Below are 20,752 nucleotides of genomic sequence, written 5' to 3'. Positions count from 1 at the left end.
TAGGGGCTACTATGCTCCGACAGTTAAGGAGGTGTAACACATGGCAAGTGTTTGCGAAGTTTGTGCAAAGGGTGAGCTGTCCGGTAACAACGTCAGCCATTCCCACCTGAAGACGAAACGTGCTTGGAAACCGAACATCCAGCGTGTCCGCGCTGTTGTTGACGGTGAAGTCAAACGCGTCAATGTCTGCACGCGCTGCCTGCGTTCCGGTAAGGTTCAGCGTGCCCTCTAATTTGCGCATAATATCAAAAGCTGATATATCATAAAGAAAGCGAAAGAGCTCGTCTCTTTCGCTTTCTTTATTTGTATAAGATTTTTCAAATACCCAGCGGCAGCCAATAAGCCTCGGTGGCCGCAATCTCATAAGGCGAGAACCGGGAATACAAGGCACTGGCACTATTCCCCAGCATAAAGCACGATATGGTCTGATAACCCTCCAAATGACCTTCGTCTGTATGGACTTTGATGCTTGCCTGGTCAACATACTTCTGCCACATAACCGTCCTGCTGTCGCGGCGAACAATCTCATCAATGTCAATATCATCACGGGAAATCTGCACAGTATCGTTCTTATCAACCACTGTGATACCGAGGCCTTCCCTCCCCCATAACGGTTTCTTTATCCATAAGCAATCGGGATTTTCCGCAATGCCCTTCTCGGCATCTTCCTCAAAATACGACGGCAGCATATACGCCTTTATGGTCCTTAATTCCTTAGCCGTGAAGATATCCGCCTCCTTTTGAGCCAAAGCCCAGATAAGGGCCTGGAATCCCTTCGACTGCATGATGATGGCTTCCGGCGGGTTGAACATGGTAAACTTACTGTTCTTGTAGCCGTCCATCAAATCTGTCCCAAGGCTCTCCCCGTCTGCCGTCGTCTCATCAATGAGTATTTCCATAGGATGCAAACGATAGATAGCACTGGCCGCCCGCCCGTCGGGAAGAATAATCTGATTGGTCTCATCAATTCGCAAGGTATAAAACGATTCAAAACGAATCGCATCCTTGGGAGCAAGTCTTCCGACACCTTCTTTCATCGCCTTCATCAGGAATCTTGTCGTCCCATAATCTTCCGTATAATCTTCAAAGCAAGCGAAGATAAACGGCCTCTTGTCAGAAACTCTGCCACTATGCAGGTCAACGGCCGGAGCAGAACGCCAATAAATATTGGCCAGCCAGTTCGTCAAAGCCGTATATTCCGCCGCATTGGGATTCCGGCAGCCGAAATTGTCACAGGCTAACCGATTGGCATAGTAAGCTTCGACCACGGCGCAGGGTGTATCCGCATTTATCTCCACCATCTTGAACTGGCCCCAACGGTCAACCACATAATCAAAACGGGAAAACCAGGTAGGAAGGTTCAGGACATTTTTTTGATGCAAATACGGGATAATCGCCTCAGGTATCTCCATATTCTTCAGGAACTCATTATCGCAGTGCTGGCAGACCTTCACAGCCTTCTGGAAAACATTAAACAATATTTGACTTACCCGCCGGAGCTCCTCGGCTTTATGGCAAGGGAGAATCTGGATATCATCGGCCGGATAGCGGTAATCATACCCTTCATAGTCCACAAAGGGCATGATATTCCGGTCAATCGCGTCAATCCAATCCCGCATCTTATTTGCAATAGCCATTCATACTCTCCTTTACGACGACGCACTTCTAGCCCCGGCACTGCCAAAGCCACTTTTCGTACTGCCCACGGAGCTATTGCCCTTAGAGCTGTCGCTACTTTTTCTGGTGCGGGAGCCGCCTCCGCTGTAGCTGCTGCCACCTGACTGATTTTCCCTATCCTGATATACGCCTACAGGCGTTTTGATGTCTTGTATCTTTCCCCCTGCAGGCGTGTATTTGCGCATGGCCTCCGCCCGATAGCTCGCCGAAATGGTTCGTAGCGGCGCATTTGCTGTAAAGCCAGCAGCGCTCACAGAACCAGACGGATACACGAACCCATGAAACAGGAAATAACTGGCCAGTACTGCCGCCAACGGTGCTGTCCCCGAACAGTAATTGACATTTCCATGTTCATCCCGGCGAAAAGTTACCTCTTCGCCATTATCATAGCGGGCGGTTTCTGTGCCATCCTCATTTTGATGCAATGTATACTTCCGGCCATGGCTATCCAAAAGCTCCTGATCTGCATAGGGCTCGTCATCCACGGGATAGACCACACCCTGCCCAGAATCATTACTTACTTCCATATCGTTTTGGGCCGCAGGCTCTGTATCCTCATTACTTCCCTCGGACATCTCTGCCACCACACCTACGCCCACCAGCGACAGCGCCCAAGCGGTGCAAATGAATTTCTTCGTTAGCTTTGCTGTTCGTTCTGACATGTAACTACCTTCTTCATTTTTATAACTATAGTAAGTAGTTTACACTTTCAGTATAAAAAAACTATTAGAATACAAAAAGGCCGGCAGACAAATCTGCCGACCAAAGAAATTTTAATTTTTTAGGAAAAATCTGCATTCTCATTGAGTTCCTTGCGGATTCGGCGCCAGTCGGGACAGTATTTGTCCATTCGCGCCTTGAAGGCGGGGCCGTGGTTAGGTACCCAAAGGTGCGTGAGTTCATGAAGCATGACATACTCAAGGGCCTCAGGCTTGTATTTGGCCAGCTGCAGATTGAGCCAGACGCGGGCCTTTATGACATTGCAGGTGCCCCAGCGCGTTTTCATATTGCGAATGCGGCATTCGGCGGCCTTTTTGCCGACGATGTTTTCACAACGAGACAGCAGCTTGGGGATAACCACCCCCAGCTGCTGCCGGTACCAGCCGTTTACGATGTCGCGCCTTTGTTCTGCCGTCGCATAATCCGGCACAGTCAGGAGGATGTGTTCCCCCTTGCGACAGACTGAGGCCTCACGCCCCTTTGTCCTGCGCACTACAAGCTCGCAGGGAGTTCCCCAGACCATTATCTTTTGACCGGTCAAATACTGACAAGTCAACTTCTGCTGCACGATACGCTCGCGCAATACCTGCTGTTTCTTCTGCACCCAGGCAGAATTTTTCTGCAGGAACGACTCGATTTGCGCCCGATCCATGGACAATGGCGCCGAAATCTCGATATGACCGTCAGGCCTTTGCACCCGCAGGTACATGTTCTTGATGCGCTTGTGCCGAAGATGCACTACCTGCCCTGCGAACGAAAAGATTTCCTCCGGCATATCACTTACGGCGCTTTTCGGACTCGTCAAAGATTGCCTGCAGTTCCTCGCCCGAAAACTCATATTTCTCATTGCAGAAATGGCAGCAGACTTCGGCATGACCATCGTTGACGAGCGTCTGCAAATCGTTTTTGCCCAGGCTCAAGAGCACCTCACTGATGCGCTCCTTCGAGCACTGGCATTTAAAGGCCAGGTCTGTCGTCGTCATGTAGTTGACATCAAAGCCCTGCAAGAGCTCCGCGATGATTCCTTTGGCATCGAGGCCGCGCTCGACCATATGCGAAACAGAGTTCACCGTGCGCAGATTGGCCTCGAGCTTATCGATGCATTCGTCGGTGGCATCGGGCAGCGGCTGGATGATAAAGCCGCCCGCACCGATGCACTTGAAGTCAGGATTCACCAGCACACCCAGGCCGACGCTGGACGGCGTCTGCTCGGAGACGTAGAGGTACTTCGTGAGGTCGTCGGCGATCTCGCCATCGGTAATTTCGGTGCTGCCTGTGATCGGATTCTTGAGTCCCGTGAAGCGCGTGACCGACACCATGCCCTTGCCGACACCGCCGCCGACATCGATTTTGCCGAGGCTGTTGAGCGGCAGATTGACATGCGGTTCATCGATATAGCCACGCACAAAGCCCTCCGGCGTTGCATCAGCCGTGACTTTCCCGAGCGGGCCGTCGCCATCGAATTTTATCGTCAATGCTTCTTTGTTCTTGAGGTTGGCTGCCATCAGGAGCGCCGCCGTCATCGTGCGTCCAAGCGCTGCAGCCGCCACCGGATAGCAGTCATGACGGCGGATAGCCTCGTTGACGAGATCCGTCGTGACTGCCGCATAGATGCGCACGCCTTCCGCCGTTGCTTTTACTAAATGGTCTTTCATGATTATTTCCTTCCTAAAAAAGCCTTCCCCGCTGGGGAAGGTGGCAGACAAAGTCTGACAGATGAGGTCTTTCCTCTAACCTCATCCGCCCCTTACGGGGCACCTTCCCCAAAGGGGAAGGCTAATACTTAAATCGTATGCTGCATCAATACTTCATCGGTATCGATATCGAAAATCCGAATCGTGCGATCTTCGAGCACCGCATAGGTATTGCGGCCATCTTCACGCTTTGAGAGCGCCGCTGACCCAGGATTTAAAAATACCGTATTCCCGCGCTTTTCAAGCACGGTCGTATGGATATGACCGCTTACAAAGAGGTCAGCCTTCAGATGGGCCGCTATCTTGTCCTTTTCCTCATCGGTCATGACGCTGTCGCCATGGGTGACGATGATGCGCAGGCCCTCGTAAACCACATAGGCATAGGGTGCCTGCACGGGCAGCTCCAGGCAGCTGGCATCGACGGACGAATCGCAGTTGCCCTTAGCGATGATGACCGGAACCGGACAATTGTTGATTTTGCCTACGAGCCCCGCTGGATTGTAGTCGGCCTTCATGGGGTTGCGCGGGCCATGATAGAGCACATCGCCCGCATGCAGGATCATATCCGCATCGTGGAACGCCTTGTCAAAGGCCGTCTGCCAAGCACCCTCATGACCATGGGTGTCACTGATAATACCAATTTTCATCGTAAACAGCTTCTTTCCTAAACGCGATTAACCGATTTTCTTGAGCAGGTTCGCCATTTCCATAGCTGCCATAGCACTGTCGACGCCCTTGTTGCCAGCTTTCGTACCAGCGCGCTCCACAGCCTGCTCGATATTCTCCGTCGTCACGACACCGAAAATCGTCGGCACACCCGTCTGCATGCCAACCTGCGCCGTGCCCTTGGACACCTCATTGCAGACATAGTCGTAATGTGTCGTCGACCCACGGATAACCGCACCAAGGCAGATGACCGCATCGTATTTGCCGCTTTCAGCCATCTTCTTGGCCACGACAGGAATCTCAAACGCCCCCGGAACCCAGGCAACATCGATGTCGTCATCATTGCCTTCATGGCGATGGAGCGTGTCGAGTGCCCCGCTTAACAGCTTGCTCGTGATGAACTCATTGAAACGGGCTACGACAATACCGAATTTCAATCCCTTTGCCGTTACAAAGCCTTCGAAAACATTTGCCATTTTTTCTTCCTCCTATTATTTCAGAACGTCATCGTTAAGCAGATGACCCATCTTGACCTTTTTGACCGTCAGATATTTCTTATCGAATTTATTGGCATGAATCATGACCGGCACGCGCTCCGTAATGGTCAGGCCATAGCCTTCAAGGCCGGCACGCTTAGCCGGGTTGTTCGTCATCAGCCGAATGCTGGTAAGCCCCAGGTCCGCCAAAATCTGTGCACCAATGCCGTAATCGCGAAGATCCGGCGCAAAACCGAGCTCGACATTGGCCTCGACCGTATCGCGGCCCTTATCCTGCAGCGCATAAGCCCGCATCTTGTTCGCGAGGCCAATGCCGCGGCCTTCCTGGCGCATGTAGAGCACGACGCCCTCGCCAGCCTTTTCGATCTTCTCCAGCGCCGCATGGAGCTGGTCGCCGCAGTCACAGCGCAGCGACCCTAACGCATCGCCAGTCAGGCACTCGGAATGAACGCGCACAAGCACATCTTTCTTGCCGGCCACATCGCCTTTGACAATCGCCAGATGGCATTTGCCATCGAGCTTGCTCTCGTAGGACTTGATGCGGAAATGACCGAACTTGCTCGGGAAATCAACATCAGCGACCTGCTCGACAAAGGACTCCGTGCGTTTGCGGTACTCGATGAGCGCCTGCACCGTAATCATATGCAAGCCATGCTCCTTGGCAAACTCGATGAGTTTCGGCGTGCGCATCATATGCCCATCGTCGTCCATGATTTCGCAGCAAAGGCCTGCCGGATAAAAGCCAGCCAAGCGTGCCAGATCCGTCGTCGTCTCCGTATGGCCGGCACGGCGCAGGACGCCGCCCTCGACCGCCCGCAGCGGGAACACATGGCCCGGGCGGCGGAAATCCGACGGACGCGCCTTCGGATCGAGGAGCTTGCGAATCGTCAGGCAACGCTCATAGGCCGAGATGCCCGTATCCGTCTCATGGGCGTCAATCGAAACCGTAAACGCCGTCTCATGGTTGTCGGTGTTGTTGACGACCATCTGGCCGATGTTGAGCTCATCGAGGCGCTTGCCGTCAATCGGCGTGCAGATAAGGCCCTTGGCGTATTTGGCCATAAAGTTGACATCTTCGGGCGTGACCGTCGCTGCCGCGACGATAAGATCGCCCTCGTTCTCGCGGTCTTCATCATCGACGACCACTACCATCTTGCCATTCTTGATATCTTCAATGGCTTGCTCTACTGTTGCAAAATCTGCCATAATCTTTCTCCTTCATTCAAAAACCGTTCTCGAGCAGGAACGCCCGCGAAAGTCCGCCAGCGCTGGGCTGTGCTTGGCTGCCGCCCAGCATCTTTTCCACGTATTTGCCGAGCACATCGGTTTCAATATTAATCGTACTGCCCGCCTTCTTACTGCCAAGATTCGTGACCTCGCGGGTATGCGGGATAAGGCTGACCGTAAAATCCTTATTCGTCACGGCTGCCACCGTCAAGCTGATGCCATCGAGCGCCACCGAACCCTTTTCGACGATATAACGCAAAAGTTCCGGCCCCGCCGCAATCTTCATCAAGATTGCATTGCCTTCCTCCTTAAAGGAAAGGATCTCGCCCGTGCCATCGATATGGCCGCTGACGATATGACCGCCCAGACGGCTCGAAAGCGTCAGTGCCCGCTCGAGGTTTACAGGACTGCCCTTTTTAAGCTCCGCCAGCGACGTGCGCCGGATGGTCTCAGGCATCACATCTGCCGTGAAATGATTCTTATCAAACGAAGTCACGGTAAGGCAGACGCCATTTACGGCAATGCTGTCGCCCAAAGCGGCATCCCCAACTACCTTCTGGCAGTCGATAGCGAGCTGCCCGCCGCCAATGCGCCGGATATGCCCGACCTCTTCAATGATTCCAGTAAACAACGTCTCACCGTTACTGAAAACTTACAAAAAGCTATAAATTTCATAAGAAAAGCTAACTTTTACGTTTCATTCCTCGTTCTTTCCTCGAAAGAGGTATTTCACGTCCGCTTTTGCCGTCCCGAAGAACAGACTACTCACGTTTGATGTAACGCTCCAGAGGCTTAAATTCCCGACTAACGAATCGGTACATATCTGCATTGACTTGTTGGTGTCAGCTTGCAGATTTGAATAGCTCCTCTTCTCCATAGCGTTTGAGATTCAACGCCGCCTGAAAATCACGGTCTATCACATTGCCACAGACGGGACAGACATATGTCCTGTCTGACAGCTTCAGGTCTTTATTTACATATCCGCACTCGACGCAAGTCTTGGAGCTTGGAAACCAGCGGTCAGCAATAACCACGGGAATTCTTGCCCAATGTGCCTTATATTCAATCTGCCTGCGGAATTCATAAAGATTCTGTTCCTGAACTTTTTCAGACAGGTGCTTATTCTTCATCAGCCCCTGCACATTCAGGTCTTCAAGGCATATAAACCTTGGCTTTCGGTTTATAATTATTCTCGTCGCCTGATGTACATGATTGGCTCTGATGTCAGCCAGCCTGTGGTTGATTCGTAAAAGTCGTTTTTCGCTTTTTATAAGGTTGCTTGTTTTGCAGTAACGCTCTCCTTTCTTGTTCATCTGGTATTTTCGCGATACCTGACGCTGCAACCTGCGTCTTTTCTTTTTGAGTTTCCTTATTGTATGAGACTTATTGATATTTTTGACTACTGTAGAGTCCGAGATTATCGCTAAGTCTTTGATACCTAAATCAATGCCGACACCTTCTGTGCAGGAACGTCCCAGCTGTTTACGAATGAAGTTTAATCCTCGCATTGGCTTTAGCGTATAAGAAGTTCTGATTCCTACGGAAAGCCACCAGTTTTCACCGTCAAAGGTTATCCGTGGTTGGGTGTATCTTCCCTTTACAGGAATTTTTCCCTTTTCAGCAAGCCTTATCCAGTTGAGCCGTTGACGGTTCTTTTTTCTGCTGCCAGCTATATTTTCCAGCTTAACATGCGCAGCTGTGAACTGGATTTTTACATTGTCCTGATAGAAACGAAAGTCACCATTCTTTTTGCTGCGAAACTTAGGGTGCCCGTTCATGTCATAGACGGTCGGTTTCCTGTCGATGCGAGCAAAATGTGCCAGCTTCTTGGGTGAATATTTGACATACCCTTCCTGCCTCTGCTTGTGGAAGAAGTTCTTGTACGCTATGCACAAATCCTTGATAGCCTGCTTGGTTACATTATTGGATATGCCTAGAAGCCACACGTTTTCTTCAGAATTACGAAGAACGGTGAACTCCTTGCGAAGGTCATAATCACTTTGAAGGTTTCTGCCTTCTCTGAAATTATCCATCTGCTTATCTAAAGCCCAGTTATAGGCAAACCTCGAAGCTCCCGCAAACTGAAACAGTTTAGTTTTCTGTTTGTTGTTCGGCAACAGCCGTATCCTGACCGACTTTATCATCTGAATCACCACCCACTAATTCCTGAATCATCTTCTTCGCCTTGGGGCTTCTAACCCCTTCTTCTTGTAATTGATTCCAGAACCAACGTCAATGATTATTTCAAAGGGCTGCCCCTGTGCGTATAGATATGTTCTCAGATTTTCTACCTGTCGCTCAAGGTCATCTTTTTGCTTGGGACTTGATACTCTGCAATAGCCGATAACTTTTTAGGAGCCGTTTGAATGCCCGTCACAGCATTTAATTGGTCTTCTGAGTAATATCTGTAGCCGTTTGACGAAGTGCGATGAGGATGGAGTTTTCCGCTCCTGTCCCAATTTCTCAGAGTTTGCGGAGTGACTCCGATGATTTTAGCAAACTTGTTGATAGTATAGTATTCCAAGTTCATCACCTCAATACTATTATATTAATAAGTTGTAATATAATCAGGAATATTTTATAGCTATTTATAACTTTATTTTATCTGTTAAAAGCCTCCGTGCCACATAACCTGTGAGCAAAATATCCCCATCCAGCGGCTCCGTCGTCACGCGCGTAAGCTCCACGGCATCCGAAAGCTTGGCAAAGCCCTCGCCCTCCACCGGCGTGAGCGCCTCGCGCCCGCCGATAAGTTTGGGCGCAATAAACGCCTGGACTTTGTCTACCAGACCTGCCTCAAGCAGGGAGAAATTCACGCGGCCACCGCCCTCGACAAATACCGAGCAGATTTCCCGCTCGCCAAGTTTTGCCAAAAGCAGTTGCAAATCAACGTGTTCGCCACTGCCTGCCACCAGGATTTCGACGCCAGCTTCCTTCAGCGCCTGCACGCGCTCTTTGGGTGCCTGCTCCGTCACCGCCACAATCGTCGGCGCCGCACCATCGGTCACGACCTTAGCCGTAAGCGGCGTGCGCGCCTTACTGTCGACGATGATGCGGATGGCATTTTTGCCCGTCCGCCCCGGAATCCGCGTCGTAAGGCTCGGGTTGTCTTTAAGCACCGTGCCGATTCCCGCGAGAATGCCATCGTAGATATCGCGCAGCTCATGGACGCGCCGCCGGGAAGTCTCATTGGTAATCCACTGCGACTCACCGGCAGATGTCGCGATCTTGCCGTCAAGCGTCATCGCGGTCTTGAGCACGACAAAGGGCATCTTCGTCGTAATCCACTTGAGGAACACCTCGTTTAGCGCCACAGCCTCTTCTTCGAGCACGCCGCAGACCACCTCGACACCAGCATCTTCCAAAATCCTGATGCCCTTGCCAGCAACCAGTGGATTCGGGTCGCGCATCGCGATGACCACTTTGGCAACGCCAGCTTCCGCTACCGCCTTGGCGCAAGGCCCCGTGCGCCCATAATGGGCACAGGGCTCCAACGTCACATAGAGCGTTGCCCCGCGGGCTAGGTCGCCGGCCATGCGCAACGCATGAACCTCGGCGTGGGGCGTGCCGGCCTTGCGATGCCAGCCAGCCGCCACGATGCGGCCATCGCGGACAATCACGGCACCGACCAGCGGATTCGGCGAGGTACGCCCCTCCGCATTGCGGGCCATCTGCAACGCCACACGCATAAAATCTTCATCCTGCAATCGTATCACCTCAGATTCTTTCATCTTAGGTTTGTGATTGAGACCCAGAAAAAAAAGCCAGCGAAAGATTTCTCTTCCCGCTGGCTTAAATTGCATGCAAAACAACATGCCTTTTCTCGTCCCGACTATACGGTCGGCTCCGGAATCTCACCGGATCATGCTCCCAAGGGCTCGCGGGCTATACCGCCGGTGGGGAAATCCTCCCCGCCTCAAAGACAAATCTCAAGTCCTATTATAGCACGCTTTTATCCATCCTATCAATATATCTTGTGATCAGAACTTGAATTTTGCCGTCGCATCCTGCAACTCCGTCGCCATGTTGGCCAAAGACTGGGACGCCGAAGCGATTTCCTCCGTCGATGCCGACTGCTCCTCGGTTGCGGCCGAAATCGTCTGCGTATGCGCAGCTGTCTTACGGCTGACGTCGTCGATTTCTTCCATGGTTCCGACAATCGAGCTGGCACCGCTCGAAACCTTATGCACCCGCATGTTCATTTTCTCTACTTCTTCCTTGATGTCATGAACCTTCGCGATGATACGGCCGAACTGATCGCCGACCTCGCGGATAGCATCGGTACCGAGCTTGATCTGCTCCGTACTCGACTCCATGGAACCCACCGCCTGATTCGTATCGCTCTGGATCGACGTGATATGGCGCTTGATATCCTCCGCTGCTTCCTGCGATTCTGCGGCCAGCTTACGGACTTCTTCAGCCACGACCGTAAAGCCACGGCCCTGCTCGCCGGCACGGGCTGCCTCGATGGCTGCATTGAGCGCCAGAAGATTCGTCTGCTCTGCGATAGCTGAAATCGTCTCGACAATCTTGCCGATCTGCTCGCTGTTCTTGCCCAGCTGGGAAACAATGGCGGCAGATTCCTGCGAAGCCCTTTCAATCAAAGCCATCTTATCCATGGCATCCTGCATGAGCTGGCTGCCCGCCGCAGCCGTCTCATTGGTCTCATTGGTACGCGCATTGACATGTTCCATGCCCTTGGCGACATCATCGATATGATTGACCACTTCTTCCACGACATTCTTGGCATTGTCAACACTGCCCGCCTGGTCGCTTACGCCCTGCGCCACATCGCCGACCGATACCGCTACACTGTTGGCTGCCTCAGCCGACTGCTGAGCGCTGGCCGTAAGCTCCTCAGACGATGCTGCTACCTGCTCCGCAGCTGCGCTCATCTTCTGGATCAGCTGGCGGATGTTCTTGTTCATCGTATTGAAAGCCTGCGTAAGCCGGCCGATCTCGTCAGCACTTTCAACAGGCAGTTCCGACATGCGTAGATTGCCGTCAGCCAGCTGGACAGCATGTTCGGTAAGGCCCAGAATCGGGCGCGTGATTTTCTGCGCAAAATACAGGCAGACAAACATCATGAGCGCAAAACCAACGAACGTCAAGAGACCAAAGACCCAACGCATATGCTTGAGCGATGCGAACACAAAATCCTCTGGTACCGCGATACCGATAAGCCACTCTGTCGAAGGCACTTTCGCATAGGCAAACACGACCTCCTTGCCATCGCTATTCGTCGTGAAATACCCCGATTCCTTGCCCTGCATCTCCTTGAAATGCTCGCCAAAGCCATCTACTTCCGCAAAATTCTGCATGGGTTTGCCAAGGCCGGCAGTCGCGAGGATATTGCCGTTCTTCTCCATGATGATACCCTGGCCTTCGCCATGATACTCGATATTCTTTGCCTGCTCCTCAAGCGCATCGAGCGAAATATCGTTGCAGACTGCCCCGGCAAACTGTCCGTTGGCCTTTACGGGCGCAATAGCCGAGATGATGAGCTTATTCGTGATCGAATCGACATAAGCCTCGGTGAATTCCACCTTATCATCTTTCTTAGCCTGCTGATACCACGGACGCTGCGTCGGGTCTTTCTGACCGGTCAGATTGCCACCCGTAGACGAGGCGAAATACTTATCCTCCATGCCGAGCGTGACGCCCATGACATCAGCCTCAGTCGCTGCCGACTGCAGCGCTGCATTGGTCTGCATGCTGGCCTTATCCCCATTGTAAGCGGTCATGACATTGGCCGTATGTGCCACCGACAACTGCTTGGCCACCAGCCAGCCATCCATATCGGACACTTCTTTAGCCACCACCGTGCGCAGCTCATTATCAACGCTCTGCTGCAGATCCGAGCTGGCCATGAAGTAGCCCACAAGGGACACTACTGCCATCAATACACCCATAATCCCCGATAACACTAGAAACTTCTGCTTTACTCCCATTCTCACTTCTCCTTTTGCCTATGGTAGTTGATCTATAAAACAGCTTGAAGACTGTCTTTACCTATAGAAACGATCCCAGCAATTAGTTGCTTGATAAAAGTAAACTATCTCCCATTTACAAAAGAATCCGAGCTGCCATTTCGCAGCCCGGATTTTTCTTTGCTTTTTCTGCGTTCCCTAAGCAGCATACCGATGATACACTGTCACAAAAATAATTCCTGCTTTATTAAGCATAGATTATAGCACAAGAACAATCTGTATGCAAGCAATCCACTCTATGTATACATTATCGATCGATATATGTATGCATCGCACATATATGCATATTTATTAATTTTCGTCCGTCAAGAATACACGCGCTTCATATGGCTGCAAGCAGCCATTTTTATGCGCCGCATAATTCGAAATAAGCTCTTTCCCCGTCAGCTGCCCCAGCAAAGCACAGGGAACCTCCCGCTCAGTCCAGTTTGCCACCATCGTCAGCACCTGACCGTCAAGTTCGCGCGCATACGCATAGATTTCTTCACTACCCTCGAGCAATGGCCGGAAACGTCCATAAACGATGATGGGATACGTATGACGCAGCTTGATAAGCTGCTGATAATAATAGAATACCGACTCCTTATCCGCAAGCGCCGCCTTGACATTGATGGCCTTGTAATTCGGATTGACCGCGAGCCACGGCGTGCCCGCCGTGAAGCCGGCATGTTCCGTATCGTCCCACTGCATCGGCGTGCGCGCATTGTCGCGGGCCACCGTATCAAAGCAGGCGAGCAGCGTCTTTCCATCCACGAGCTTTTTTTGCACCACGAGCTCCTGCCAGGCATTTTTCTCCTCGATATCCGCACAGTCCGCTACCGAATGGAAATGCGTATTCGTCATGCCGATTTCCTCGCCCTGATAGATATACGGCGTCCCTTTCTGCATATGCAGCACGGTCGCAAGCATCTTGGCTGACTTTTCGCGCCACTTTGGCGCATCGTTGCCAAAGCGCGAGACCGCCCGCGGCTGATCGTGATTATCCCAATAGAGACTGCCCCAGGCCTTGCCCTCAAGCTCCATCTGCCACTTGTTGAGGATCTTGCGCACATACGGCATCTTCGGCGGCGTCTTTGTCCACTTGCCGATAACCGCCTCCGAGTTGGCCGCCCCATCCGTATGCTCGAAATGAAAGACCATACCAAGCTCCGTCCCTTCGCTATTGGCGTATTTCTTGGCCTCCTCGACCGTAACGCCAGCTGCCTCACCGACCGTCAGCAAATCATACCGCGAGAGCACCCGGCGATTCATTTCCTGCAGATACTCATGCACATGAGGCCCGTTGCAGACATAGGCAAACATATCGCTATAGCCGTCTTCATGGACAGGCCCATCGGGAAAATCCGGATGCTTGCTGATCATCGAAATGACGTCCATGCGGAACCCGTCAATCCCCTTCTGGCACCACCAGTCCATCAGGTCAAACACCTCATCGCGCACTTTGGGATTATCCCAGTTGAGATCCGGCTGCTTGCGGCTGAAACAATGCAGGTAATACTGGCCGGTTTGCTCATCATACTGCCAGGCCGGGCCGCTGAAACAAGACGTCCAGTGATTCGGGGCCCCGCCATCCTTCCCATCTTTCCAGATATAGTAGTCACGGTAAGGATTGTCCTTGGACTTGCGGCTTTCGATGAACCACGGATGTTCATCCGAGGTATGGTTGGCTACCAGATCCATGACGATGCGGATATGGCGCGCGTGCGCCTCCGTAAGCAGCCGGTCAAAATCGGCCATCGTGCCAAAGTCATCCATGATGGCACGATAATCCGAAATGTCATAGCCATTGTCATCATTCGGCGACGCATAGATCGGCGAAAGCCAGATCACATCGATGCCCAGCTCTGCCAGATAATCCAAGTGCTCCGTGATGCCATTCAGATCCCCGATGCCATCGCCATTGCTGTCAGCAAAGGACCGCGGATAGATCTGATAGATCACAGCTTCCTTCCACCATGCTCGTTTCTCTTGTTCCATACCATATGCCTCCATTTTTTTCTTGACTTACGCTTCTAGACTTCCCTTTTCCTTCGCAAGAAACCTGCTGAAGCGGAAACAAAAAATGGATATCGGTACAATCTCTGTACCGATATCCAAGCAATCATGCCATATGTTTTTCGAGCGCCGCCACGGCATGGCGTACGCAGTCATCGCAGGAGCAGAGCACCTGCTTCGTCTTGATGCCCTTGAGGTCTCCGCAGATGGTCGCCCCGGCAGCCGCCTTGAAGTCAGCATTCATCTCCCGTGCGATTTTCTTGCTGGCCACATTGTCATTCTGCATCAACCCGACCACCATAACCGCACCACAGAACGCACCACAGGTACCCTCCATGCTGCCCATACCGGAGCCAAAGCCTGCTGCCCAAGCCTTTATCTCCTCTTCAGATTTTCCGTGCATATCACGGAACGCACACAGCACAGCCTGCGCGCAATTGCACCCGCCATGCAGATATTCCACAGCCTTTTCAGCCCGAACGCTATTTACTGCCATCATGATTCCTCCTAAAATATAACCTGCCTTTATCTTACACGATTAACCCCCAAAGTGCAAAAAAAGAATCCTGCCGTCAGACAGGATTCTTTTGCGTTAGGCCTGAATGTCAACCAGAGCGCCGAGATTGGGGTCAAGGCTTGCTTCCATCTGCTCGAGAAGTTCTTCCGGGCCTGCCTCGGCCGTCTCCATCGCCATCTTGAGGACAGCGACGCCCATATCCTGACCGGCCTGTGCCTGATGCATGCCTACCGACATAGCGGCAATGCTCATATCCATATCGTGCACCTCCTATCACACATCCTTGTGCCATATATATTATCGGCTGAAACAGCCAAATACTTAAATAGCAAAATGCCTGCCAGGGGCACCGCCCCCTGCAGGCACTATCTTGTCATTCACAGAAATATTTCATCGAAGTCTTCTTCCACTCTTTCTTGGAATAGAGCTTCGTATGCTCGCTGATGCCGCAGGCCTTGCCGAGTTCCTCGACAATCTGCTCGCATTCCTCACGGCTATGGCCATGCACCATCGTATAGAGGTTGTACGGCCAGTCCGGTGCCGTATTGCGGTCATAGCAGTGCGAGACCGACGGGCTCGCCGCCATCTTCTGGGCCACCTCATCCAGCCGTGCCTCAGGCACCACCCAGGCGACCAGGACGTTGGCGCTGAAACCGACCTCACGGTGGCGCAGCACCGCCCCCATCTTGCGGATGACCTTCTGCTCTTCGAGCACCTTGACACGAGCCAGGAACTCCTCCTTCGAGACCCCCGCCTGATCAGCAAGCACCTGATACGGCTCGGCGACCAAGGGGAAATCTCCCTGCAAGGCGCGGATTATCTTCTTATCAAGTTCTGTCATTGCTGTTTCTTGTGCCATCATCTCTACCCCGGTCTTCCTCATCAATGCAGCTTGAACTGTACATTGATCTTGTATTTCTTGTTCGCCTTGAGATTCAGCAGATCCTCAACGCCAGGCAGTGCCTCGACCTCATCGAGGATCTTCTTCTCCGTCTCCAGGCACGGCGTCAGCAAAGTGAACCAAAGGTTATAGCGGCCCTCGCGCTCATAGTTGTGCGTGGCCCCCGGGTAGCGGTTGATGGCCTCAGCCACCGTCTCGATCTTGTCCGGCTCGACACGCAGTGCTACCAGCGTGCCCTTATAGCCCAGCTTGTTCGAATTGAAGAACGTGCCGATACGGCGCAGGTATCCCTCCTGCTTCAGCATCTGCAAGCGCGTCAGCACCGTCTGCTCATCGGTGCCCAGCTCGTCAGCCAATGCGGCGAATGGATGGCTGCAAACCGGCAGATTGCCTTGCAGCAGATTGAGTAAAGACTTGTCAAATGACGTAAGCTCTTTCATGGTATATCCCTCTCCCTAATAAATACACCGTTCCGATTCTTATCTATGCTGCTCATTTCCCCCAGATGTGAATCGGATTCATATTTCTTTACTCTTATTCTACCAAACTATCCCCAATGACGTCAAGTAAATCTGAACGGCCTTCATTTTTCAGTGACGAATACGGCAGCACCGACAGCTCCGCGACGCCGAGCTTGCGCTTGATGGCCGCAATGCTTCTCTGCCGCACCGTCTTGCCAATCTTGTCGCACTTCGTGGCCACGATCAGCACCGGAATGTTGTTCTTGACGAGCCATTCAAACATCTCGACATCCGAAGCCATCGGTTCATGACGGATGTCGATGAGCTGGCAGACGAACTGCAGCCGCTGGGAAGTCAGCAGATATTCCTCGATGAATTTTGACCAGATCTTGCGCTTCTCCTTGCCGGTCTTGGCATAGCCATAGCCTGGCAGGTCGACAAGATAGAAGGCCTTGCGCCCCTCCACATCGGCAATCTTGAGGCCGACTTCAAAGAAATTGATGGTCTGCGTCTTGCCTGGCTGCGAGGAAACGCGCGCCAGATTGTTGACCCGTGTCAGCGAATTGATCAGCGACGACTTGCCGACATTCGAGCGGCCGATGAAGACAATCTCCGGCAGATCGTTTTCCGGATACTGATCCTTCTTGACCGCCGAAGCCACATACTGGCCCTGGGTGATGATGACTCTGTCCTTCTTTGTGCTCATGCTTTCATCTCCTTCATGAAGAAACCTTCCCAAAAGGGAAGGCTCTTCTTACATCAATGCGGTTTTCAATACCTGATCCATCGATTCCACTGGCACAAACTCCAGCTTCTCGCGGACCGATTCGGGTATATCTTCGATGTCGCGTTCGTTATCCTTCGGCAGGATGATTGTCTTCATGCCCTCACGATAAGCAGCCAGCACCTTCTCCTTGAGCCCGCCGATTGGCAGCACCGTGCCGCGCAGCGTAATCTCACCCGTCATGGCCACGTCGCTGCGCACCTTGCGGTTTGTCAGCGCCGAAATCATGGCCGTCGCCATCGTGATGCCGGCCGAGGGGCCGTCCTTCGGGATAGCTCCCTCAGGCAGATGGATGTGGATGTCTTCCTTCTCATAGAAGTCCTCCGGCAGCTTCAGCTTGTCCGAGCGGCTGCGGATATAGGTAAGGCCTGCCTGCGCCGACTCCTGCATGACATCGCCGAGCTGACCGGTCAATATCAGCTTGCCCTTGCCCTTGAGCACCGAGACCTCCGTCGGCAGCAGCGTGCCGCCGACCTCTGTCCAGGCCATGCCGGATACGACACCGACCTGCGGTTTCTTCCTTCCCTTGGGATCGAGATACTTGACCTTGCCGAGGAAATCAGTCAGATTCTTTTTCGTCACCTTGATGGGTGCCTCTTCGCCCTCGACCAGACGGCGCGCCGCCTTGCGGCATACCTGCCCGATGACGCGCTCAAGCTCGCGGACGCCAGCCTCGCGCGTGTAATTCTCGATGATCTTGTCGATCACCCCTGCCCCGAAGTGGATATCCTTGGCCTTGAGCCCGTTCTGCTCACGCTGGCGCGCGACGAGATAGCGCTTGGCAATCTCGCGTTTCTCGATTTCGGTATAGCTTGACAGCTGGATGATCTCCATGCGGTCGCGCAGAGCCCGCGGGATATTGCCCAGGTTATTCGCCGTGACGATCCACATGACTTTTGACAAGTCAAAGGGCAGCTCGATGAAATGGTCGCTGAACGTGGAGTTCTGCGCAGGGTCCAATACCTCGAGCAGTGCCGCCGACGGGTCGCCGCGGTAGTCCATGCTGAGCTTGTCGACCTCGTCGAGCAGGAAGACCGGATTGCAGGTACCTACATTGCGGATGCCTTCGATGATGCGGCCCGGCATCGCTCCGATATAGGTGCGGCGATGGCCGCGGATCTCGGCCTCATCGCGCACACCGCCCAAGGAGGCCCGCACGAACTCACGGCCCGTCGCCCGCGCCACCGACGAGGCCAACGACGTCTTGCCGACGCCTGGCGGCCCCACGAGGCACAAGATCGGCGCACTCTTGTCCTTGGCCAGCTGATGCACAGCCAGGTAGTCGAGGATGCGGTCCTTGACCTTCTTGAGGCCATAGTGGTCATGGTCGAGGACCTTCTGCGCCTCGCCGATATCGACGGTATCCTCCGACTGCTTGCGCCAGGGCAGATCCAGCAGCCAGTCGATATAATTGCGGATCACATTGTTTTCCGCATTCATGCTGCTCATGCCATCGAGGCGGTTGATTTCCTTCTCCACGGTCTTCTGAACCTGCTCGGGATAATCGCCCTCCGCCAGCTTGCGGCGTGCCTCCTCGATATCGGCAGTCTTGCCGTCCTTATCGCCGAGCTCCTCGCGGATGGCCTTGATCTGCTCACGCAGATAGTAATCCTTCTGGATCTTGTCCATCTGCTTGCGGACCTTGCGGCCGATTTTCTGCTCCAGCTGCAGGATCTCGAGCTCCCGTGCCAGCACCTCGTAAAGCTTCTCCAGGCGCGCCTTGATGTCGATGGCGGCCAGCAGTTCCTGCCGCGTCTCCAGCTTCAGGTTCAGATGGCTCGCGATGAGGTCAGCCAGCCGGCCGGCATCGTCGATGATGGCGACAGATACCAGCGTCTCAGGCGGGATCTTCTTCGAGAGCTTGACCCACTCCTCAAACTCATGCACTACGGCACGATTCAGCGCTTCCATGCCCATCGACGTATCGATTTTATCTTTGAACTCTTCGATATCGACCTCGGCATAGTTCTCAGTCTCACGATACGCTTTTATGACAGCGCGATGCTGACCTTCTACCAGCACGCGTACACTCTCGCCCGGCATCTTGACAATCTGGCGGATTTCAGCCACCGTACCGACCGTATAGAGATTTTCCATCTTGGGTTCATCGATTTCTGCATCCAGCTGCGCCGTCAGCATGATTTCCCGATCATCCACCATAGCCTGCTCCAGCGCCGCCATCGAGCGGGTGCGTCCCACATCGAGATGAATCATCATATACGGGAAAACCATCATGCCGCGCAGCGGCAATAGTGGCAAAGTACGTATCTCGGCCATACTATCCCCTCCTTTTCTTTTTAGATAAGAACAAGGCGCTGCCGCGGCAGCGCCTCATTTTATTCCGGCTGCCGTCAGGCAGTCTCTTCTTCACTGTCCTTTGCCTTCTTATCGATGGTCAGGACAGGATCTTTTTTGGTATTGACGGTGTCCTTGGTCACCCGGCAGGCCGTTACGCCCGGGATCGACGGCACATCATACATGACATTGCGCATGATCGCCTCGATGATGGAACGCAGACCGCGCGCGCCAGTCTTGCGCTTAAGCGCTTCCTTGGCAATCTGACGCAGGGCATCATCATCAAACTCCAGCTTGACGCCATCCATATCCAACAGCTTCTGGTACTGTTTGACCAGTGCATTCTTCGGCTGTGTCAGGATGCTGATCATCGCCTCTTCATCGAGCGAATCCAGCGTCACCACGACCGGCAGACGGCCGATGAACTCCGGGATCAGGCCGTGCTTCAAGAGATCCTCCGGCAGCAGCTTGCGCAGGGTATCGCCCACGGAGCGCTTGCGTTTGGACTTGATATCGGCACCGAATCCCATCTGCTTCTGGCCCAGACGGCCCTCGATGACCTTCTCGATGCCATCAAAAGCACCACCGCAGATGAACAGGATATTCGTCGTATCGATCTGGATGAGTTCCTGATGCGGATGCTTGCGGCCGCCCTGGGGCGGTACCGAAGCCGTCGTGCCCTCGAGAATCTTCAGCAGTGCCTGCTGGACACCCTCGCCCGACACATCACGCGTAATCGACGGATTCTCCGACTTGCGGGCAATCTTATCGATCTCATCGATGTAGATGATACCGCGCTCAGCCTTCTCCACATCATAGTCCGCAGCCTGAATGAGCTTCAAGAGGATATTCTCGACATCCTCGCCGACATAGCCGGCCTCCGTCAGTGACGTGGCATCAGCGATGGCAAACGGCACATTCAGGATACGGGCCAGGGTCTGGGCCAGCAGCGTCTTGCCGCTGCCCGTCGGCCCCAGCATGAGGATGTTCGACTTCTGCAGCTCCACATCCTCACCTTTCACGGTCCCCATGTTGACGCGTTTGTAATGGTTATAGACAGCAACCGCCAAGCTCTTCTTGGCTTCGTCCTGACCGATTACATACTGATCCAGGGTAGCACGGATGTCCTTCGGTTTTGGGACGTCCTTGAGTTCTACCTCTACATCTTCGCTGAACTCTTCCTCGATAATCTCATTGCAGAGCTCGATGCATTCATCGCAGATATAGACACCAGGACCAGCAACCAGCTTGCGCACCTGCTCCTGCGTCTTGCCGCAGAACGAGCACTTGAGCTGTCCTTTTTCATCCCCAAACTTCAACATTCCATC

Annotated in this window: 20 protein-coding genes, 1 pseudogene and 1 riboswitch; of the genes and pseudogenes, 1 reads left to right on the top strand and 20 read right to left on the bottom strand. The window is 53.2% G+C overall.

Features of this window, described 5'->3' with window-relative positions:
* Positions 1 to 40: 40 nt before the first annotated feature.
* Positions 41 to 232: a 50S ribosomal protein L28 gene (gene rpmB, locus BM181_RS01460; protein WP_075441773.1), complete on the top strand. Its 192-nt coding sequence runs from the start codon at positions 41 to 43 to the stop codon at positions 230 to 232.
* 85 nt (positions 233 to 317) lie between these two features.
* Here the strand turns inward: rpmB and BM181_RS01455 are convergent, their stop codons facing one another.
* From BM181_RS01455 to clpX, 20 genes and pseudogenes are all read right to left on the bottom strand, one after another.
* The gene (locus tag BM181_RS01455) at positions 318 to 1,637 is read right to left on the bottom strand and encodes a glutathionylspermidine synthase family protein (RefSeq protein ID WP_082336101.1); all 1,320 of its coding nucleotides are present in this window, start codon (positions 1,635 to 1,637) and stop codon (positions 318 to 320) included.
* Positions 1,638 to 1,649: 12 nt separating this feature from the next.
* A complete protein-coding gene (locus BM181_RS01450; RefSeq protein ID WP_075441771.1) occupies positions 1,650 to 2,339 on the bottom strand; it encodes a hypothetical protein in 690 nt (229 codons plus the stop codon).
* Between the two features lie 119 nt (positions 2,340 to 2,458).
* Positions 2,459 to 3,202: a M48 family metallopeptidase gene (locus BM181_RS01445; protein WP_177207140.1), complete on the bottom strand. Its 744-nt coding sequence runs from the start codon at positions 3,200 to 3,202 to the stop codon at positions 2,459 to 2,461.
* Entirely contained in the window at positions 3,174 to 4,052 is an 879-nt protein-coding gene (gene hslO / locus BM181_RS01440) for an Hsp33 family molecular chaperone HslO (RefSeq protein ID WP_075441769.1), read from the bottom strand. Before hslO ends, BM181_RS01445 begins: the two co-directional genes overlap by 29 nt.
* A gap of 128 nt (positions 4,053 to 4,180) precedes the next feature.
* Positions 4,181 to 4,738: a phosphodiesterase gene (yfcE, locus tag BM181_RS01435; protein ID WP_075441767.1), complete on the bottom strand. Its 558-nt coding sequence runs from the start codon at positions 4,736 to 4,738 to the stop codon at positions 4,181 to 4,183.
* A gap of 27 nt (positions 4,739 to 4,765) precedes the next feature.
* On the bottom strand, positions 4,766 to 5,233 hold the full coding sequence (gene ribH, locus BM181_RS01430; RefSeq protein WP_075441765.1) for a 6,7-dimethyl-8-ribityllumazine synthase: 468 nt from the start codon (positions 5,231 to 5,233) through the stop codon (positions 4,766 to 4,768).
* A gap of 15 nt (positions 5,234 to 5,248) precedes the next feature.
* Positions 5,249 to 6,460, bottom strand: a complete 1,212-nt coding sequence (locus tag BM181_RS01425; RefSeq protein WP_075441763.1) for a bifunctional 3,4-dihydroxy-2-butanone-4-phosphate synthase/GTP cyclohydrolase II — start codon at positions 6,458 to 6,460, stop codon at positions 5,249 to 5,251.
* 16 nt (positions 6,461 to 6,476) lie between these two features.
* Positions 6,477 to 7,112 (bottom strand): riboflavin synthase, encoded by a 636-nt coding sequence (locus BM181_RS01420; RefSeq protein WP_075441761.1) that lies wholly within the window; start codon positions 7,110 to 7,112, stop codon positions 6,477 to 6,479.
* 211 nt (positions 7,113 to 7,323) lie between these two features.
* Positions 7,324 to 8,625: an RNA-guided endonuclease InsQ/TnpB family protein gene (locus tag BM181_RS01415; protein WP_075441759.1), complete on the bottom strand. Its 1,302-nt coding sequence runs from the start codon at positions 8,623 to 8,625 to the stop codon at positions 7,324 to 7,326.
* A 51-nt stretch (positions 8,626 to 8,676) separates the two neighbouring features.
* A pseudogene (locus BM181_RS15030) lies at positions 8,677 to 9,005 on the bottom strand (IS607 family transposase); the annotation flags it as partial.
* Positions 9,006 to 9,069: 64 nt separating this feature from the next.
* Positions 9,070 to 10,212 (bottom strand): bifunctional diaminohydroxyphosphoribosylaminopyrimidine deaminase/5-amino-6-(5-phosphoribosylamino)uracil reductase RibD, encoded by a 1,143-nt coding sequence (gene ribD / locus BM181_RS01405; RefSeq protein ID WP_075441981.1) that lies wholly within the window; start codon positions 10,210 to 10,212, stop codon positions 9,070 to 9,072.
* Between the two features lie 80 nt (positions 10,213 to 10,292).
* Positions 10,293 to 10,409, bottom strand: a riboswitch (FMN riboswitch).
* 52 nt (positions 10,410 to 10,461) lie between these two features.
* On the bottom strand, positions 10,462 to 12,432 hold the full coding sequence (locus BM181_RS01400) for a methyl-accepting chemotaxis protein (protein ID WP_075441757.1): 1,971 nt from the start codon (positions 12,430 to 12,432) through the stop codon (positions 10,462 to 10,464).
* Between the two features lie 330 nt (positions 12,433 to 12,762).
* Positions 12,763 to 14,448, bottom strand: a complete 1,686-nt coding sequence (locus BM181_RS01395) for a glycoside hydrolase family 13 protein (RefSeq protein WP_075441755.1) — start codon at positions 14,446 to 14,448, stop codon at positions 12,763 to 12,765.
* Between the two features lie 124 nt (positions 14,449 to 14,572).
* On the bottom strand, positions 14,573 to 14,965 hold the full coding sequence (locus BM181_RS01390) for a C-GCAxxG-C-C family protein (protein ID WP_256211233.1): 393 nt from the start codon (positions 14,963 to 14,965) through the stop codon (positions 14,573 to 14,575).
* 93 nt (positions 14,966 to 15,058) lie between these two features.
* Complete coding sequence (locus BM181_RS01385) at positions 15,059 to 15,241, bottom strand: YjfB family protein (RefSeq protein ID WP_075441751.1); 183 nt, start codon at positions 15,239 to 15,241, stop codon at positions 15,059 to 15,061.
* Between the two features lie 115 nt (positions 15,242 to 15,356).
* Positions 15,357 to 15,842: a siroheme decarboxylase subunit beta gene (gene ahbB, locus BM181_RS01380; RefSeq protein ID WP_075441979.1), complete on the bottom strand. Its 486-nt coding sequence runs from the start codon at positions 15,840 to 15,842 to the stop codon at positions 15,357 to 15,359.
* Between the two features lie 23 nt (positions 15,843 to 15,865).
* Positions 15,866 to 16,324, bottom strand: coding sequence for a siroheme decarboxylase subunit alpha (gene ahbA / locus BM181_RS01375; RefSeq protein WP_075441749.1), 459 nt, complete (start codon positions 16,322 to 16,324; stop codon positions 15,866 to 15,868).
* A gap of 94 nt (positions 16,325 to 16,418) precedes the next feature.
* Positions 16,419 to 17,051, bottom strand: coding sequence for a ribosome biogenesis GTP-binding protein YihA/YsxC (yihA, locus tag BM181_RS01370; protein WP_075441747.1), 633 nt, complete (start codon positions 17,049 to 17,051; stop codon positions 16,419 to 16,421).
* Positions 17,052 to 17,099: 48 nt separating this feature from the next.
* Positions 17,100 to 19,406, bottom strand: coding sequence for an endopeptidase La (gene lon, locus BM181_RS01365; RefSeq protein WP_075441745.1), 2,307 nt, complete (start codon positions 19,404 to 19,406; stop codon positions 17,100 to 17,102).
* A gap of 74 nt (positions 19,407 to 19,480) precedes the next feature.
* The gene (clpX, locus tag BM181_RS01360; RefSeq protein WP_075441743.1) at positions 19,481 to 20,746 is read right to left on the bottom strand and encodes an ATP-dependent Clp protease ATP-binding subunit ClpX; all 1,266 of its coding nucleotides are present in this window, start codon (positions 20,744 to 20,746) and stop codon (positions 19,481 to 19,483) included.
* Positions 20,747 to 20,752: the final 6 nt, after the last annotated feature.

The sequence above is a fragment of the Pseudoselenomonas ruminantium genome (assembly GCF_900113715.1).
Classification (GTDB): Bacteria; Bacillota; Negativicutes; order Selenomonadales; family Selenomonadaceae; genus Selenomonas_A; species Selenomonas_A caprae.
The sequence above is the reverse complement of the archived record's forward strand: the minus strand, read 5'-3'. Positions and strand labels throughout refer to the sequence as shown.